The organism is Advenella mandrilli (genome assembly GCF_016595155.1).
GTDB classification, from domain to species: domain Bacteria; phylum Pseudomonadota; class Gammaproteobacteria; order Burkholderiales; family Burkholderiaceae_B; genus Advenella; species Advenella mandrilli.
In genome coordinates this window covers 61009-78066 of sequence record NZ_JAENGP010000002.1, presented here as the reverse complement: position 1 = coordinate 78066, position 17058 = coordinate 61009, and the positions used below count along the sequence as shown (strand labels likewise).

Genomic DNA, 17058 nt, shown 5'->3' with positions numbered 1-17058 from the left:
TATCAAACTTCGGCAGCAATGGTATTGCGCAGGACACCAACGGCATCCACTTCAATTTCAACCACATCACCTTCTTTCATGAAAACGGGCGGGTTGCGTTTGGCGCCCACACCACCAGGGGTACCGGTCACAATCACGTCACCCGGGTTCAGGGGCAGGAAAGAAGAAATATAGGCAATCTGGCGTGGAATGCTGTGAATCAGCATGTCGGTAGTGGCACGCTGCATTTCAACCCCGTTCAGGCGGGTAATCAATGTCATTTTCTGGTTGGCTTCAATTTCATCGGCCGTGACCATCCATGGGCCGAAACCACCGGTTTTCCAGAAGTTCTTGCCCGGACCCCACTGTGACGTGGCGGTTTGCCAGTCGCGGATACTGCCGTCGTTGTAGCAGGCATAACCGGCAATGTGATCCCAGGAATCTTCTTCTGAAATGCGGCGGCCACCCTTGCCAATCACAATCGCGATTTCACCTTCGTAATCCAGTTTGACAGACTCAGGAGGCAGCACAATACTGTCGTTGTGGGCAACCTGGGATTCTGCCACACGCAGGAAAATTACCGGTGACTCGGTTTTTTCTTTATTGGTTTCTTTTACGTGCTCGTCGTAGTTCAGCCCGATACAGAAAATCTTGCCGGGTTCCGGAATTACGGGCAGCAACTCAAGGTCAGCAAACTTCAGGGTGGCTGTTGCATTGGCAGCCAGCTGTTCGGCCTTGGCCAGCAGGTCTTTTTCAAGTACCTCTTTAAGGGTGTTGGCTTCGCCTTCAAACAAAGGCTTCAGGTTGATCACATCATCGCCATTCACGGCACCGAATGTTTCTTCATTGTTCAAGTTAAAACTGATTAATTTCATTTTTTTCTTCCTGCTTATTTAATATCAAAAATTCAATGGGATACTTGTGGGGTTTAATCTTTGGGGCTCATAAGGTCATGCATTTGCTTTACCCATTCGGAACGGGGCATGAACTTGGGAGATGCCTGGGCAATTTCCTTGACCCGGGCCATGATTTCGTCATCGCTCAGGCTAAAGTCAATGGTTTCCTTAAGCGGCTGGTCGCAATACCATTCGGTGTCCATAAACACCTCAATCCGGTTACCTTCCGGGTCAAAGCTGTAGATGGAAAGGGCGTTGCCATGGGTGCTGGGGTCCATTTTTTCGGCACCGGCCGCTTTCAGGCTGGCGTAATAATTGCGCAGGGTGGGTAAATCCTGTACCCGCATTGAAATCTGGTTAATCACACTGAAAGTGACTTCTTCGGGGCGACCGCTTACCAATGCCATTTGATGATGTTCTTCTGGGTTCTGGCTAAGGAACACGATGTCTTTGCCGCCAATCACGCCTTTGTCGGTAATGAACATTTGCAACGCCTGCTGGTAAAACTGCGTCATGCGGGCAATATCTTTGACAAAAATGCCGACATGACTAAAAGACAAGGCTGGTTTTTGCACATCTTCTTTGATAAAACTCATAATTTATCACTATTTAATAAAAACAATGAAAATTATTATATTTAATTATTTAATATAAATCAATTATCAAATAAATAAAATATTATAAGTTTTTGTAAAACGGTATAATGTGAAGTTTTTCCACCAAAAAACCGGGTTTCCCCCATGTCTAGTTTGACCAAAATGCTGAATGTGCTGGATCTTTTCACGCCAGAACACCCCTCGTGGACCATAGAAGAAATGGCCGAGCATTTGGGTTATGCCGTGCCTACCATGTATCGTTACGCCAAAGAATTGAATAACGCCGGCTTGTTGCGGCACAGCTCGGGTGCCCGCTACGTGCTGGGCACGCGCATTATCGAGCTGGACTACCAAATCAGGAATATTGACCCTTTAATCCAGGCTTCCTCGCAGGCCATGCGCAGCCTGGCAGAAAAGTCCGGTTCCGATGTCGTGCTGGGCACCATATATGCCGATCGCATCATTACCGTCAGCCATGCCTTCGGGGAAGAAAATTTAAAAATCAGCTTCGTGCGTGGCAAGCGCATGCCCTTGTTCAAGGGGGCGTTGTCAAAATGCGTGCTATCCACACTATCCAAACCCCAGTTGCGTAAAGTCATGGCAGACAACACCGGCGAATTTGCCGGGCTGGAAGCGCAAACCATTCATGAGCAATTGAAGGAAATCCGTAAAAAAGGCTATTGGGCTACCTTCAGCGAATTGAACCAAGGCGTGGTGGGCATTGCCATCCCGTACCAGAACAAACAGCACCAAATCAACGCCTCACTGGGTTTCATTGTTTCAGACAAACGCTATAGCCTGATGGAAGAAGACAAGGCAGTGGCAGAGCTGCAAAACTGTGCAGAGGAAATTGACTTTGCCTTGCGGCATTATGGGTAGGAGGTTGTGGCGGGGGGGCGTTCCCATGCTCCGTGTGGAAATGCATATTTTAAAATTTGGTTGACCGGTGCTTGACTGGAAATATGCTGTCATCACTCAACGTTCAATAACATGCGTATACATGCTACGAAGTCGTGATTGTTGGGGGTCAAGTGTTGCAATAAGGGTAAAACCGTGTCGCTCATAAAGTTTAATTAAATCCTCGGAATCTTCGCATTCCAGAATAATTATGCGACCACCAATCAGTTCTTTCGCTGCTGAAATGACAGCGTAGATTTCAGAAAGAATGTTTTCCAGGGATATTGGATTGGATGCAACCGCAGTGTTTTTTCCTATTTGACCAATGAGGAATGCACGGATGCGCCCGGCATTTTTTGAAATACCATCCATGCGTTGAATTTTTGATTTACTGATACTGGTATTTGTCAGCCGCAACTCTTTGAAAGATAATGAAAAATATGCCAGTATCTCACCAGAGTCGTCATTCAGAATAAGATAAGTTCTGGCATTGTCAGTTTGTTCAAATCGAATGGCTTTGCCGGGTTGTGTAAGAAAATTTTCTACATCAGCATTAAGATTGCAACAAAATTGGGAAAGGAGCTTGGTGGTTGAGGTTTCACCAAGCTCTTTTAGCAGATTTTTAAGTTGGACAATTGTTGTTTTAATAACTGAACGCCCCGTTTGTTTTCGGCTTTATAGTCACGTTTTTTTACCGTGATTTGACGGGGAGATGCCAAATCCTGGTGAATCCGTTTAATGGATTCTTTATCTTTGACTACAAAATCTTTATCAAAGGATACAGTAGCCATGAGCACTTCCTTTTTGCTAGTAATAAAGTACATTTTAGCAGATTTTTTGCAATTACCTATACCGTATAGTGGACGTTTTGAGCCTATTGCTCAACCACGTCCTATTTGGCAACCACCCCGTCAGGCTGCGCCTGCCACCCCTCCGCAGGAGGGGAATTTTCCTGCTTCGTGGATATACCGGTATATGCATTCCGCTCCGCTAGTGAACTTATAACAGATGCAGGTGAACTTAGCATAAATTCCCCTCTGTGGAGGGGTGGCGCGAAGCGCCGGGGTGGTCACGGCGCATAGAGGACAGTTCACTTCGCATGGGAATGCCTACCACCGCAATCACTCAGCGGGACACATCCGTTTCCAATAACATGCGTATATAACGTGTATATGGAATACCTTTTGCTTTTGCCTTGGCTTTCAGGGCATTGAGCAGTGATATGGGCAAACGCATGCTTAGCGCCGCTGATTTGGGTTCCAGTTCAAAATGCATGGGTTTAAAACCGGATAAATCATATTTCGTCAGATCGGCATCTGCAACGAACTGTTCAGCCGCAGCATCGTTTTTTAAAGACGGCATGGATTTATGTTTGGCTTTCATTTTTAGAAAATAATTAAGTCAAAGAATTGCAACAATACAATAGAAGCGCTTTACTTCACCACATAAAACGGCAAATTTATCTACCACTAAATTCACCGGTTATCATTGGGCATCACCATACCAGCCAGTTCCCACGCTCTAATTGGAAATACATACAACACACAGGAAACAAAAACACATGGCACAGGCAATAGTCATTCACCAACCCGGTGGCCCCGGCGTTTTACAGCCGCAAACCATCACCGTAGGCAAACCCGGCCCCAACGAACTGCGTATCCGGCAAACCGCCATTGGCGTGAACTTTCATGATGTTTACGTGCGCTCCGGCCTTTACCAAACCCTGCCGCTACCGGGCATTCCCGGTATAGAAGCCGTGGGCATAGTAGAAGAAACCGGCTCACAAGTTAACAACTTTACCGTTGGTGACAGAATTGGCTACATTACCCGCAGCTATGGCGTTTACGCCTCGGAGCGCCTGCTGCCCGCCGACCTTGCCATCCGCCTGCCCGACAGCATTAGCGACGACCTGGCCGCCACCCTTTTGCTTAAAGGCCTGACCGCAGAAATGCTGGTAAAACAGGTACACCCCGTTAAACCCGGTGAGCGGGTACTGGTACATGCCGCTGCCGGTGGTGTGGGGCGTTTGCTATGCCAGTGGGCCAGCCACCTGGGGGCGACCGTAATAGGCACGGTTGGCAATGCCGAAAAAGCCGAACTGGCTCGCCAGGCCGGCTGTGCGCACACCATTTTGTACCGTGAAGAAAACGTTGTGGAACAGGTGCTAGACATCACGAATGGCAAAGGCGTAAATGTGGCCTATGACTCGGTGGGTAAAGACACCTTCCAGGGCTCGCTGGACAGCTTGGCCATTTGTGGACACCTGGTTAACTTCGGGCAATCGTCGGGCAGCGTGGCGCCGTTTGAGGTATCTGCCCTGTTTGCCAAATCCAACAGCCTGACGCGGCCTAGCGTGTTTCATTACGCCAGGGAAAGACACATGCTGGACAGCATGAGCCACAACCTGTTCAATGCGCTGGAGCAGGGGGCCATCAAGGCCGAACCGGGCATGGCCTTTGCACTGGCAGATGCCGCCAAGGCACATGAAATGCTGGAATCAAGGGAGAGAGCAGGGGCTTTGTTGTTGAAGCCTTGAGCTGGGGTATTTGATTGCGTTTGTTTTAAATGGGGCAATGACCTTGCGGGTTATTGCCCATTGTTTTTTTGTTTCCAAAACCAGTAACCATTTCCAAAACAACCCAATTAAAACCACCGAAACCAAACCATCAACAAAATAATGCCAGCCTAAATAAACGGAACCAAACCATATAAAAAGCGCATAAAAGCTCATTGTATAGCCAAGCCATTTGTTAACTGAAAAGCTGCCAAGTGCAAAAAGTGTGGCAAGAGCTACATGAACACTGGGCATGGCTGAAATTCCTCCTCCAATAGCTACATTATTTTTATTAAAAGCATCAGCCAGATATTGTTGATAAATTAAAGCATTAACAGGTGTTTCTTGATGATAGGTGTAAAGCTTGTTCATTAACTTTGTATAACTTTCATGATTAGGGTTAATGAAATCAATATAAAAACAAGGCCCGGCAGAGGGAAATAACCATGCCAGTATTGAACCGATCATAACCCAACTGAATATATAACAGCTCATATAGCGAATCCGGATTGTTGCTGATGAACAAATTGAAACCAGAATAACACCTAAAATCATGGGTAAAAACCAGGCATGGTATAAATTATCAATTACCAAAGTGGTTTCCAGGCTACCGATTAATGAATGTAAAATAAGGCCGGGGTCATTTTGAAAAATATAAAAATCCAATTATTGCCAATAAAGGGTCTGTAGTAAATCCCCGTTCATACAAGATGGTTTGCTTGAAAACATTAAAACTTGGAATAAGAATGATCAGCGTGGAAATTGGCCAAATAAAGCTGAAAAACCGGTCTTGCTGCCATTTTTCTTTTAATTTGTTAAAACAGAATGCGAAAGGTGACGCCTTGAATTTGGTTTTTATGCCAAGCGTAATAATGCCTGTTATTTGCGTAATAAGAAAAATGGCAATAAAAGCAATAGGTAGTGTTTTGCCATAAGTTCCTATCAAGGCTAAATATTCAGGCAAAGTAACAGGACTAATGAAAAAAACAATTGCCGCATACAGTAAAACCAAGCTAAAAAGAAAGCTCCCCGCTTTGAAATCAAGGGAACTGGATTGAAAACGGTTAATCATGATTTTGTGGCTGTGTAGTTTGGAACAGTCGCCAATTACTCTTGGTTGTTGAGTTTAAATCTATCGGTTCTATACCGGATATGGGCTTGGAATTGGCCAGCCAATTATGAAAAAAAGTTGGACGCAACTTCTCCGCTACGTCATCCTGGGCTGATTGGCATACAAGAATATACTCAACATTCCGTTTTTTAATAATTTCTTTAGCCGTTTCCCACGGTTCTGTATCCAGCAAGGCCCTGTGCACATCCAGCAACCCACCTACATTATGGTGATAATTACCCGCAATTACCTTGTGATGGGTACGGTAAAGTAGTTCAGAAGCCGCGCTGCTGGTGGTTAGAATAACCGAAGGGGGTAAGGCGTTTAACTGTGGGGCAATATCCTGCATGGCACACTGATTTTTTTTGTCTTTATTTGCATTAAGAATAGCGCTGTCATTGTCCAGCAGGGCAACGCCAATAATGGCCAATAGTTGCAATGGTCCCAATAGAACCAGCAATACTCCGCCCGTTTGGGCCTTGATGGAATGTCGTTTTTCTTCGTTGGCAAAAACGGGCATATAGCTTACCGACAACCCAAAAGCCAATGCAGACACCAAAGCGCCTGCTGCACCCATGCGGACATGAAGCCCCCCTAGCAAGGCATAAAGCAGGGCACCCATACCCAAAACACCCAGCCAAAGCAGGCGTTTATGCCATGTCCAATAAAGCGCCAGCAACCCGGCCACCATTGGGGTCGTGAGCCATGCAATCATTTTTTCAGGGGAACTGGTAGCGGGCTTCAGTTCCTGAATTTGCGCCCACCAAACCGTTTTTAATTCATCGGGTAACAAGCCACTGGCGCCGGCAGTGGCACCGGGTGTAAGCAGCAACCAAATGCTGGCCACTGTAATGCCAGTAATGCTAACCCAGGCAAAAGATTTTGGTGCACCTATCTCATAGGCAGTGACATAATCCGCAACCAGCATGACAAGGGCGGTAAGGCAAACAAACAGCAACCAGGCCAGGCTGACATGATCCAAAGACCAGACAGAAAAGGTGGGTGGTGGTGGGTCTATCAGCCATGCCAGCAATAGCATGCCGCTTAGCCCGGCAGCCATGGGCCAGATTTTTCCACTGTCAGGAAATTGCAGGCGAATTGCCATACGCAATACCACCATAATAACCACTAGCGGCATGGTTTCTGGTGATATCCACAAAGCCAGGCCTGCTAGTACTCCGCCAAGTGTATCCCTGATAACACTGGGGGTGTTAAGGGCGCTTATAACACACAGGGCGGCCCCAGCAATGGGCACCAGCATAAAAATATGGTGGGTAACTTGTTGCAATTGTCCGTACCCACCTAATGGCAGGCTGCTGGCCATTAACAGGGCGGTTGCCAAAGTGGCTTTGTAGGTGCCAATGCTTAAAACAGTAGCCGCCACCAGTGCCGTTAACAGCAACATGCTTAACAGGGTCAGGCTGGCACCGGCCCAGATTAAGGCACTTTGGGTATCCAGGCCAAACAGGGTAAAAATCTTGTGCAGTTGCCATACTGTCCAGCTATGCGGCAAAGACCAATGAATCCAGTTGCCATCGGGCGCATTGTCACGGGGGTTAAAATTAATGGGATGGCCTTGGGCATAGCCTTCCAGCAGTACCAGTTTGTAATAACTGTCAGGGTTTGAAAATTGCCCTGCAGCCACATCGCCAAACTGGGCATAGGTTGACCTGAACAGGGCAATAACCATAAATAGAATGGCTAAAACAAAAATCCCGTTTCGGGAGCGTAATAAAGATAATTTCATTCTTTGTATCCGGATGCCAGGAAAAACAGTTTTCTTTGTTCTATGCGGTTTCTGGCAAGCGCCTCCAGAATAATGCCAGTGGTAAAAATAACAAAAGCAATCATGCCCAGGCTGCTGGCCAGTATGGCGGTGGGAATGCGGGGTACCAGACCGGTTTGCATGAACTCAATAATCACCGGTACACCTAGCAATAAACTTAGCAAGGCAGTTAGGCTGGCCACTGTGCCGTAAAAATGGGCGGGGTAAAAATGGCGGAATAACCTGAAAAATGATTTCAGTATTTTAAAACCGTCGGACCAGGTGCGTAATTTACTGTTGCTACCAGCAGGGCGGGGAGCATAATGTACCGGAAACTCACCCGTAGAAATTTTAAGAATACTGGCAATGGCCGTCATCTCTGTTTCTATTTCAAAACCCGAAGACTGAATAGGCAGGATGCTGGCAAAGCGGCGGGTAAAAACCCGGTAACCCGAAAAAATATCCTGGGTGGGGGTTTTGAACAGTTTGCCAAAAAGACGGTTGAACAGGGCATTGCCCCAGATATGGCCGGTGCGGTAGGAGTGGCTTTCTGTGTGCTGGCGAATGCCTGTGACCATATCCAGATGCGCCTGTTCCAGCAATTTAATCATGGCGGGGGCACTTTGGGCATCGTAAGTTTGGTCGGCATCAGCCAAGATATAAATATCGGCATTAACGGTAGCCAGCAAACGCCTGACCGCATTGCCCTTGCCTTTAAGCGGCTCATGAATAACACGGGCCCCTGCCTTACGGGCGATGTGGGCGGTTTGGTCGGTAGAGGCATTATCACAAACAACCACTTCACAATTTGGCAGGACTTGTTGGAAAGCCTGAACCGTAGCTGCAACGGTTTTTTCTTCATTATGGGCCGGCAAAATAATGGCTATGTTGGGGCAAGGGGGTATGGTTGCGGGCAAAGTGTGATTAACAGGCATGGAAGAGTAACAATTGTGGCTTGTGTGTAATTTGAATGTATCGTATTGAAAATAAAATAGTATGGTTTTGTGTATTTTAAACGACACTAAAGTTCAAAATATTGCTAAAAAACAACGATATATGCCTGTTATTATCAAATTAACAGGAACTTACTTTGTAAAATAGGTTCGAATAAACAAGGATTTATGTTACATTAAGTTATTGGTTGTAGACTTTAAGAAACATAAGTGTTTATACCTATTTACAAGGCTGGCTTATGTTTTGTTTCTAAGATTTTTGTTTTGATTGAGCGCTTTGCCGTTCCTTCAATATGTAATCCACGGAGGATTTGAAAATGAAAGATCAATTGGTTAAGTTTTGGAAAGATGAAGAAGGTGCAACGGCAATTGAGTATGCATTGATTGCGGGTTTGATTGCTGTGGCGATTATTACGGCCCTTGGACTTTTAGGGGGTGGGCTAAGTAATGTTTTTGAAGGTATTCAAAGCAAGCTTTCTGATTTAGGAGCAGAGATTGAAGGTGTGGAATTACCTTCAGGGGACGGGGGCGCCTAGCCTAGTCTATTGGCATAAAAACGATTTCGCTTTTATGCCTTGCAAAACTAAAATGCCCCGGACCGGGGCATTTCTTTGAAACAAACAATGTTCACCAGCATCTGGCTTGCCCTTTTTGGTATTTTCACCCTGTTGGTTATCGCAGGTGATGTCAAAAAACGCAGAATAAGCAATCAGCTTTTGCTGGTTGCTTTTGCCGTGCAGGTGGGTTTTTTGCTGGTGAGCGGATTTATGCCTGATTTCCCGATTTTGCCTGCATACATAAACTGGCGCCAGTGTGTTACCGGCTTTTTAATGGGGCTGCTGGTTTTCTTCCCCTTATGGAGCCTGAAACTGCTTGGCGCGGGTGACGTAAAGCTCATTGCCACCCTGGGCTTCTTGCTGGGGTTTGCAGGCTTATGGCAAGTGGTGCTGGTGGCAACGGTATTAACCGGTTTGCATGCGGTGGTAACCGTATTGCTACAAGGCTGGTTACCGGCAAGGGCAAGCTGGTGGCAGGAAAGCAAGGAAAAAAGACGAGGGGTTCCTTATGGGGCCTGGTTGGGAATAACCGCATTGGCATGGGTGTTAATGGTTCACTGGAGAGGTCATGCTTGGTTTTGACAGTAGCACAATAAGGAAGACGCGCAAGGCGTCTTTTGTCGCTTCTGCCGCCAGCCGCCAGAAGGGTGCCTATGCGGTTGAATTTGCCTTTGTTTTTGTTATTTTCTTTCTGGTGCTGTACGGCATAATTACCTACGGGCTGATTTTTGCCGCCCAGCAATCCATGAACTTTGCCGCTGAAAACGGGGCTCGTGCCAGCTTGCAATGGCAAGCGGGTAATGCCGCATTAACGCTTGAAACTCGTGCAGAAAAAGCGCTGGAAGTGTCTAAAGATCATAGCAGCTGGGTAGATCAAATGGCAGGCGGAAATAAGTTGAAAATGGTCGCTTGCAGTGTTCAATTGAAGGAGCCCGAACCTGAGGATGAAACTCGGATATTCCAGGTTTTGGCCTATCCTGACGATTCTAATAAATCCTTATGTTCGCTTACCAATACTGCTGTTGATGCCAATAAGCTTGAGGTGGTGATTTATTACCCTTACCAAGAAGCACCCATGATTCCGTATTTGGGGCCGTCTTCCATTATGAGTGTGGCAGTGCCAACAGCGCTTCAAGGTCGTGCTACGGTAGACTTGGGCATTGCATTGGATCATTCATCATGAGAAATGCAGCCATGCCAAAAACACAAAAAAACCAGCAAGGGGTGGCAGCCATTGAGTTTGCCCTTGTCATTATTACGCTGTTAGTAATTTGTTTTGCCATTGTCAGTTTTGGCATGCTTATGTGGACGCAGCAAAAGGTATCTCATATTGCAGGCGATAGTGCCAGAGTGGCTTTGCAGTTAAGTATTAGTGGCGACAGTGATTATGCGTCTAAGGCCTGTGCCCATGCCAATAATTTAGTGACTAAAGATTTTGTTTTAAACGGGATTGCTTCCAATGTGATCTGCACCCCTAAGCCAGTGGATTGTCCTGGCGATGAGGAAGATGCGCATACATGCTTGAAAGTAATCATGAAAATTACAGTAGATGATAAGTTTCCATTAATTAATCTGATACAAACGGCGGCACTGCTTGTGGGAAAAGATGAGGCAAGTTGGAAGCCTGGTATATTATCGGCAGCCGCTATTGTAAAAATTACAAATGTTGTAAAAACCTGAATTATCCGGAGCTTGATTTTTTTATGAATAACTTTACCAAAATCGTTGCAATAGGGCTGGTATTGCTGGCGGCTGTTTTGGGCTTTTTTGCCTATAAAATGTCAACCGCGCCCAAGCCAGAGCCGGTTGTGGTGGTTCAGCAGGTAGAGCGGCCCGTGGTGGCCAGCAAGCCTACCCAAACAGTGATTCTGGCCGCCAAAGATATTCTGGCAGGTCAGGTTATTCAGGACGACATGCTTAAGCAAGACCAGTGGCCTAGCGTGCCGGGTCGTGGTTTTGCCAACACAGAAGACCTGGTGGGCAAGGTGGTGCGTTTTGACATAGCGGCTGAAGAACCCATTACCAAAGGCCTGCTGGCCATGGGGATTGCTGCTTACCTAAGTGACGGACAGCGTGCCATTACTATTCCGGTTGATGAAATTGTGGGTGCTGGCAATCTGGTGGCTCCGGGCGATATTGTTGATGTTTTCTTCACGCTTAACAGTAAAGGTGATGTTGGGGCGCAGTCCCGTATGCTGTTGCCCCAGGTAAGGGTGCTGGCTTATGGCGACAACACGGTAGATGGTCCGGCCACGCCACCAGCCAATGATGAGCGTCAGCAGCGTACCCGTGCCACCCCGGCACGTATTGCCATGCTGGCCGTGTCGCTTGAAGACGTGAACAAATTGTTGCTGGCCACCCGCAATGGCAAATTGCAGCTGGCCTTGCGTGCGCCCAAGGACGAAAACCGGCCCGATATGACCCTGTTCCCAGAACCTGAACCGGTTCTGAAAGGCAAGCCCGATCTTGAGCCTGCGCAGTTGGCCGCGCTTGCCGATGCGGGCAACCAGGCGTATGCCGGTATGAGCCTGCCTGATCTTTCTGGTGAATTGCAGGAAAAAGAAGACACCCCTGGTGCGCCGGTGGTGAAACAAGGCAATTCGGGCAAGTCGGTACAAATTATTCGTGGTACGCAAATTGAAAACGTCAAGTACTAGGGTTGAATGGGTTTAATAATGAAATTTTCAGTGAATAAAATTTTTTCCGCCTTTAACAGGAACGCAACGCAAGTACTAACGGCTGCAGCCTTGGGGTTGGCCTTTGTTTCGGTGCAACCGGCCATGGCGCAGTCCACTGGCTTTACCCGTCCGGGTGGTTTGGGCATGGTGGTAAATTCGCAACGCATGATTAAGGTGGATGGTTCACCAGCACGCATTGCCGTGGGTAACCCTGCGGTGGTGGATGTGCAGATTCTACCGCTGGAAGAAGGCGTGGGCGATATTTTGCTGGTGGCCAGACAACCCGGCGTCACCGATGTACAGGTGTGGGTGGATGGCGACCCAACCCCACAACGCTGGCAGGTTAGCGTGGTGTCTGGGGAGCAAAGCGCACTGGAGTCGGCTAAACGGCTAGAAGCCCCGGTACGCGCAACGGGCGGGCAGGCCGTGGTCACAGGCCGTTCTTCTAATATGGTTGAACACCAGCGCTCAACCGCCGCCGCCCGGGCTACCGGAAATTCCGACAAGGTTATTGATACGTCTATTGTTAACCATAGTGGTATGGTGCAGGTAGAGGTAAAAATTGTTGAGTTGTCTCGTACGGTAATGAAAGAAGTGGGTATTGACTGGAATTCAGGAACCTCTCGTGCAGGAGGCGTACTGCCAAATGGCAAGATCATGGAAGGCGGCTCAGGAACCTGGGGAGCGGCTAGCCGTTTTGCCCCTTCCATTAGTAATGGGTTTTCCCTGATGTTTGATTCCCGCAACTTTGGTGCCAAACTGAAGCTGCTTGAAAACAATGGCATGGCCCGTACCTTGGCCGAGCCTACTTTGGTGGCGCTTTCCGGCCAAAGTGCCAGCTTCCGTGCGGGGGGGGAAATCCCTGTGCCAGAATCAGGTGGCCTGGGCACGCAAACGGTTTCTTATAAATCTTTTGGTATTGGCCTTACCGTTACGCCAACCGTGCTTTCACCCAACCGTATTGCCTTAAAGGTAGCGCCAGAATCCAGTGAGCTGGATTATGCCAATGCGATTCCTGTTGTCAGTGGAGATCAAACCACACTGATGCCTGCCTTAACGGTACGCAAGGCTGACACCACCGTTGAAATGGGCGAGGGCGAAAGTTATATCATTAGTGGGCTGGTTTCCCGCCAAACCAGAGCCAATGTCAGTAAAATGCCCTTTCTTAGCGAATTGCCTATTATTGGGGCTTTCTTCCGCAGTGTGTCCTATTCGCAAGATGAGCGCGAGCTGGTCATTGTGGTGACGCCTCGTTTAGTCAAACCCATTGCCAAAGGCACAGAACTACCCCTGCCTGGCCAGGGCAAGGAAAACCTTAACGAGGTGGGCACGGCCTGGGGCTATTTTTTGGTTGGACCGGCTTCGGGCGAGCAGATGCCCGGGTTCTCCCGCTAAATCAGTTGTTATTTACCCCTTGCGGAGCAGTAGATTTTGTCCAAGCATAACCGGTATGTATTTTTTTCTTCAGACACCGAGATCGCCGCAAAACTGGCGGACTCGCTGGAGGAGATGGGCACGCTTGTCCATGAACAGCCCGCGCCAGATATCTTAAGTCGCCACTTGGATGACAGTCAGGTCAATATGGTGTTTCTGGACTTTGTGCCTGATGACGCCAACAACGAGAAGCTGGCCCGTTCCATTGATTTGGCCCGTTTGCTTAACCGTCATAAACCCGATATGCCCTGTGTGGCAGTGGGTCGCTTGAACTCACCGGGGGCAGCCGTGGCAGCCCTGCGTGCGGGCGTGAACGATTTTATTGATCTGGACAATCCGGAAGAAGTACGGGATACGGTTAAACGCCTGGCCCGGAAGTTTTCCAACGGCCGCGAAGATGAAACCCATTACCGCAACGTATTGGTGTTGGGCGTGCGTACCGGAATGGGTTCAACCCTGCTCTCGGTGCACTTGGCTAGCCTGTTGCAGGAAATGCAAAATGACGAACGCACCGCCCGTTTACAGGAAAGTGGCAAACTGGATGAAAGCCAATCAGAGGTCGATCTGCTTTCCCTGCAAGAGCGTACCTGCCTGCTGGACTTGGGCATGCCGGTGGCCGATGGCATGCTATACATGAATGTGAATGGCAATTTTGATTTTGTGGAAGGGGTGCGCAATTTGCGTCGCCTGGACCGGACCATGCTCATGTCGGCTATGGCGCATGACACGACTGGCGTTAGCGTGATGGCCTTGCCGCGTGATCTGGATCAGCTCAACAACGTTTCTCACGCCGATTCCCTGTTTCTGGTAGAGAGCTTGCGCGATCATTTTGGGGTCATGGTGGTAGATGTGGGCGGCATGCCCAATCCGGCTTTTATTGCCGGACTGGTTCGTCTTGCCGATGAAACCTGGCTGGTGACTGACCAGAGCATTGCCGCACTGGTATCCCTGGCGGATATTCTTAAAGAATTCAAGGAAGATGGCATTGCATCCAATGAGCTGTCGCTGGTGGTTAACCGCTATGATATTCAATATGGCATGAGTGCCGAACAGATTGCACAGCGTTTCGGTTTAAAATTGAAAGGAACGTTGCCAGACCGTACGCTTTCTATCATGAAAAGCACCAGCCAGGGGCTTCTACTGCATCAGGAAGCACCCAAGGACCCCTATATCAGAGCCTTGCGTACTTTAGCCAATACACTGGTTGTGCCTGCCGCTGGTAAAGAGCGGCCGCAGGAACAGAAATCGGGATGGCTGGCATCCTTCCTTGGACGGGACGCCCGTTCAGGATCAGCCCGGTAGGAGATCTGGATAATGATAAGGACACCCATCAGATTTGGCGAAGACGGCTTCATTGACAGTGGCCGTTTTCAGGAAGTAAAAAACCAGGCGTTTGAGCACTTGTTAACCCGTATCGAGGAAATGGGCACCGAGTTTGCCCGCTGGAATTCCGATGCGATCAGGACGTTTGTTGATAGTGAAGTTAATTCGTTTGTGCGAACCCGCCGGTTTGCCGTCAATGAAAGCGAGATTCGTGAAATTGCCGATGCGCTGACCAAAGAACTGGTTGGGCTGGGCCCGCTGGAAGACTTGTTAAGCGACCCTGCCGTCGAGGATATCCTGATTAACGGCTACGATAACGTGTTTGTGTCGCGCCGTGGGGTGCTGGAGCGCGAACCGGCCCTCTTTACCGATAATCAGCACGTGATGCGCATTGTACGCCGCATTCTGGCACCGCTGGGTCGCCGGCTGGACGAATCCACCCCCATGGTGGATGCGCGCCTGCCCGATGGTGCCCGCCTTAACGTGGTGATTGGCCCGCTGTCGCTGGATGGCCCGTTGGTTTCCATTCGTAAATTCCGCAAAGATCCGCTTAAACCCGAAGATCTCATGGGTTTTGGGACTTTCAATGAGGAAATTTATCAACTGCTGGAAGCGGCGGTTGCGTCGCGCTGCAATATTCTGATTTCCGGGGGTACCAGTTCGGGTAAAACCTCTATGCTGAATGCGCTGGCATTTTTTATTGGCCCTCATGAGCGGATTATTACCATTGAAGATACCGCTGAAATGTCTCTAAACCACCGGCACGTGGTTCGACTGGAGTCGCGCCAGGCGGGTTACGATGGTAGTGGAGAGGTGGCAATTCGTGACCTGATCCGTAACAGTTTGCGGATGCGTCCCGACCGCATTATTGTGGGCGAGGTGCGGGGGTCTGAAGTGATTGATATGTTGCAGGCCATGAATACCGGGCACGAAGGGTCCATGGCTACCATTCATGCCAGTTCACCGCGCGAGTGCCTGTACCGGATGGAAATGCTGGCCGGGTTTGCTGGTTTCCATGGCAGTGAAGAAAGCTTGCGCCGCCAGATTTCTGGCGCTCTGGACTTTATTATTCAAATTGGTCGTTTGCCCAATGGCAAGCGGCGGATTTTATCGGTTACCGAAGTGATTGGCATGAGTGATGGCATTATTACGACTCAAGAGCTTTATCGCTATGAAGCGGTAACGGACGCCAATGGTGAAGAAAAAGACCAATGGGTGAGTATGGGTATTTTGCCGCATTGCAGTAAGCTGGAAGGCCATAAAGGAAAAATGCGTGAAACGGTGGTGAAGTCGTCGGCCCCAGCGGTTGCTCAGACGGCATCGCGTGATGCCGCTACGGGATTCTGGAGCAGGAGGCGTTAATGAACAGTGTGGTTTTATTGGCGCTAATGGCCCTGGTTCTGCTTGTTCTGGCGTTTGTGTTGTTGCAGGGGGCCCGTCAACAAGGCAAAAAAAATACCAATGACCAGTTTGTACTGGCGCAGCTGGAGCGGCGTCTGGGGCAGGAAGACGTCTCTGAGGCCGAAGCCCTGCGTCAGCGCAAGGTTTGGAAAGGTGGCCCACGGAACTGGAATGAATTTTTATTGCGTGCCGGTGTGGTGCCAACTACCGGGTTCTATGTCACATTCTGGCTCATTATCTTAATCCCCACCATACTGGCCGTGGTTTTGGGTGGCGTGATTGCCGCCGGCGCTGCATTTGTCCTGATGCTTGCCTTGTCTTTATTCCATTTGTGGCTTAAAGCTGAAAGGCTTCGCAAAAACCTGGTGCGCCAGTTACCCGATTTTCTGGATCGGGTGGTGCGCATGATGACGATCGGCAACAGCATGGGTTCTGCTTTCCATAACGCGGCGGCGGGTACCGAGTTGCCGCTGCGTGATGTGATAGATAAAACCGTCGGCCTGAACCGTTCGGGCAAAGAAATTGACGTTGCCCTGCATTATGTGTCGCGCCAGTATGGCCTGCATGAATTGTATTTGCTGGCTTCCGTTATTGGCGTGGCCCTGAAATATGGGGGCCGCAGTGACCAGGTGCTGGAGCGGATGTCTGCGTTTATGCGTGACCTTGAGCAGGCCCGTGCAGAAATGAAAGCCATGTCGGCCGAGTTGCGCCTGTCGGCCTGGGTACTGGCCTTGTTACCGGTAGGCCTGGCCTGCTTTATTCTGGTGTTCAACAACGCCCTGTTCATGGGCATGTGGGAAGACCCGGCTGGCAAGATGATGCTGGTGGGGGCGGTGGTTTTGCAAATATCCGGTTCCTATTGGCTGTATCGCCTGGCCAAGTCTATCTAGCATGAGGGAAATGAGATGCCGGAT

The 17058-nt window shown here is 49.0% G+C and carries 20 protein-coding genes; 11 read left to right on the top strand and 9 right to left on the bottom strand.

Annotated features, from left to right (window positions below):
* Window positions 1–2: 2 nt before the first annotated feature.
* Both JHL22_RS01960 and JHL22_RS01955 read right to left on the bottom strand, forming a co-directional pair.
* Window positions 3–854, bottom strand: a complete 852-nt coding sequence (locus JHL22_RS01960; protein WP_200233276.1) for a fumarylacetoacetate hydrolase family protein — start codon at window positions 852–854, stop codon at window positions 3–5.
* 53 nt (window positions 855–907) lie between these two features.
* Window positions 908–1471 carry a VOC family protein gene (locus JHL22_RS01955; protein WP_200233275.1) on the bottom strand — a complete coding sequence of 188 codons (564 nt, stop codon included), beginning with the start codon at window positions 1469–1471 and terminating at the stop codon, window positions 908–910.
* A gap of 144 nt (window positions 1472–1615) precedes the next feature.
* On the opposite strand from JHL22_RS01955, the gene JHL22_RS01950 reads away from it, so the two are divergent.
* The gene (locus JHL22_RS01950) at window positions 1616–2350 is read left to right on the top strand and encodes an IclR family transcriptional regulator (protein WP_200233269.1); all 735 of its coding nucleotides are present in this window, start codon (window positions 1616–1618) and stop codon (window positions 2348–2350) included.
* Window positions 2351–2446: 96 nt separating this feature from the next.
* Here the strand turns inward: JHL22_RS01950 and JHL22_RS01945 are convergent, their stop codons facing one another.
* From JHL22_RS01945 to JHL22_RS01935, 3 genes are all read right to left on the bottom strand, one after another.
* Entirely contained in the window at window positions 2447–2740 is a 294-nt protein-coding gene (locus JHL22_RS01945) for an N-acetyltransferase (RefSeq protein ID WP_200233268.1), read from the bottom strand.
* Window positions 2741–2979: 239 nt separating this feature from the next.
* On the bottom strand, window positions 2980–3159 hold the full coding sequence (locus tag JHL22_RS01940; protein ID WP_169293023.1) for a hypothetical protein: 180 nt from the start codon (window positions 3157–3159) through the stop codon (window positions 2980–2982).
* 334 nt (window positions 3160–3493) lie between these two features.
* Window positions 3494–3730 (bottom strand): CopG family antitoxin, encoded by a 237-nt coding sequence (locus JHL22_RS01935; RefSeq protein ID WP_200233267.1) that lies wholly within the window; start codon window positions 3728–3730, stop codon window positions 3494–3496.
* A 199-nt stretch (window positions 3731–3929) separates the two neighbouring features.
* Between JHL22_RS01935 and JHL22_RS01930 the strand changes: the two genes are divergently transcribed.
* Window positions 3930–4904: a quinone oxidoreductase family protein gene (locus tag JHL22_RS01930; RefSeq protein WP_200233266.1), complete on the top strand. Its 975-nt coding sequence runs from the start codon at window positions 3930–3932 to the stop codon at window positions 4902–4904.
* Here JHL22_RS01930 and JHL22_RS01925 read toward each other — a convergent pair.
* Genes JHL22_RS01925 through JHL22_RS01910 form a run of 4 tightly spaced genes read right to left on the bottom strand, consistent with a single transcriptional unit; the run spans window position 4866 to window position 8733 of the window.
* The gene (locus JHL22_RS01925) at window positions 4866–5588 is read right to left on the bottom strand and encodes a phosphatase PAP2 family protein (protein ID WP_200233265.1); all 723 of its coding nucleotides are present in this window, start codon (window positions 5586–5588) and stop codon (window positions 4866–4868) included. The two genes, JHL22_RS01930 and JHL22_RS01925, sit on opposite strands and share 39 nt — an antisense overlap.
* Window positions 5563–5994, bottom strand: a complete 432-nt coding sequence (locus tag JHL22_RS01920) for a hypothetical protein (protein ID WP_200233264.1) — start codon at window positions 5992–5994, stop codon at window positions 5563–5565. The genes JHL22_RS01925 and JHL22_RS01920 overlap by 26 nt, the downstream gene beginning before the upstream one ends.
* Window positions 5987–7780, bottom strand: coding sequence for a hypothetical protein (locus JHL22_RS01915; RefSeq protein WP_200233262.1), 1794 nt, complete (start codon window positions 7778–7780; stop codon window positions 5987–5989). The genes JHL22_RS01920 and JHL22_RS01915 overlap by 8 nt, the downstream gene beginning before the upstream one ends.
* Window positions 7777–8733 (bottom strand): glycosyltransferase family 2 protein, encoded by a 957-nt coding sequence (locus JHL22_RS01910; protein ID WP_200233261.1) that lies wholly within the window; start codon window positions 8731–8733, stop codon window positions 7777–7779. Before JHL22_RS01910 ends, JHL22_RS01915 begins: the two co-directional genes overlap by 4 nt.
* Window positions 8734–9068: 335 nt before the next feature.
* On the opposite strand from JHL22_RS01910, the gene JHL22_RS01905 reads away from it, so the two are divergent.
* The 9 genes from JHL22_RS01905 to JHL22_RS01865 all read left to right on the top strand — a co-directional run bounded on the left by JHL22_RS01905 (window position 9069) and on the right by JHL22_RS01865 (window position 17034).
* Window positions 9069–9287, top strand: a complete 219-nt coding sequence (locus JHL22_RS01905) for a Flp family type IVb pilin (RefSeq protein ID WP_200233260.1) — start codon at window positions 9069–9071, stop codon at window positions 9285–9287.
* 87 nt (window positions 9288–9374) lie between these two features.
* Window positions 9375–9890 (top strand): A24 family peptidase, encoded by a 516-nt coding sequence (locus JHL22_RS01900; protein ID WP_200233259.1) that lies wholly within the window; start codon window positions 9375–9377, stop codon window positions 9888–9890.
* Window positions 9877–10491 (top strand): TadE/TadG family type IV pilus assembly protein, encoded by a 615-nt coding sequence (locus tag JHL22_RS16180; RefSeq protein WP_200233256.1) that lies wholly within the window; start codon window positions 9877–9879, stop codon window positions 10489–10491. Before JHL22_RS01900 ends, JHL22_RS16180 begins: the two co-directional genes overlap by 14 nt.
* On the top strand, window positions 10488–10988 hold the full coding sequence (locus JHL22_RS01890) for a TadE/TadG family type IV pilus assembly protein (protein WP_200233255.1): 501 nt from the start codon (window positions 10488–10490) through the stop codon (window positions 10986–10988). Before JHL22_RS16180 ends, JHL22_RS01890 begins: the two co-directional genes overlap by 4 nt.
* A gap of 23 nt (window positions 10989–11011) precedes the next feature.
* Window positions 11012–11965 (top strand): Flp pilus assembly protein CpaB, encoded by a 954-nt coding sequence (gene cpaB / locus JHL22_RS01885; RefSeq protein ID WP_200233254.1) that lies wholly within the window; start codon window positions 11012–11014, stop codon window positions 11963–11965.
* Between the two features lie 123 nt (window positions 11966–12088).
* Window positions 12089–13381, top strand: coding sequence for a type II and III secretion system protein family protein (locus JHL22_RS01880; RefSeq protein WP_407926756.1), 1293 nt, complete (start codon window positions 12089–12091; stop codon window positions 13379–13381).
* A 36-nt stretch (window positions 13382–13417) separates the two neighbouring features.
* Window positions 13418–14722 carry a pilus assembly protein CpaE gene (locus tag JHL22_RS01875; protein WP_200233252.1) on the top strand — a complete coding sequence of 435 codons (1305 nt, stop codon included), beginning with the start codon at window positions 13418–13420 and terminating at the stop codon, window positions 14720–14722.
* A gap of 12 nt (window positions 14723–14734) precedes the next feature.
* On the top strand, window positions 14735–16105 hold the full coding sequence (locus JHL22_RS01870) for a TadA family conjugal transfer-associated ATPase (RefSeq protein WP_200233251.1): 1371 nt from the start codon (window positions 14735–14737) through the stop codon (window positions 16103–16105).
* Window positions 16105–17034, top strand: coding sequence for a type II secretion system F family protein (locus JHL22_RS01865; protein ID WP_200233250.1), 930 nt, complete (start codon window positions 16105–16107; stop codon window positions 17032–17034). The genes JHL22_RS01870 and JHL22_RS01865 overlap by 1 nt, the downstream gene beginning before the upstream one ends.
* Window positions 17035–17058: the final 24 nt, after the last annotated feature.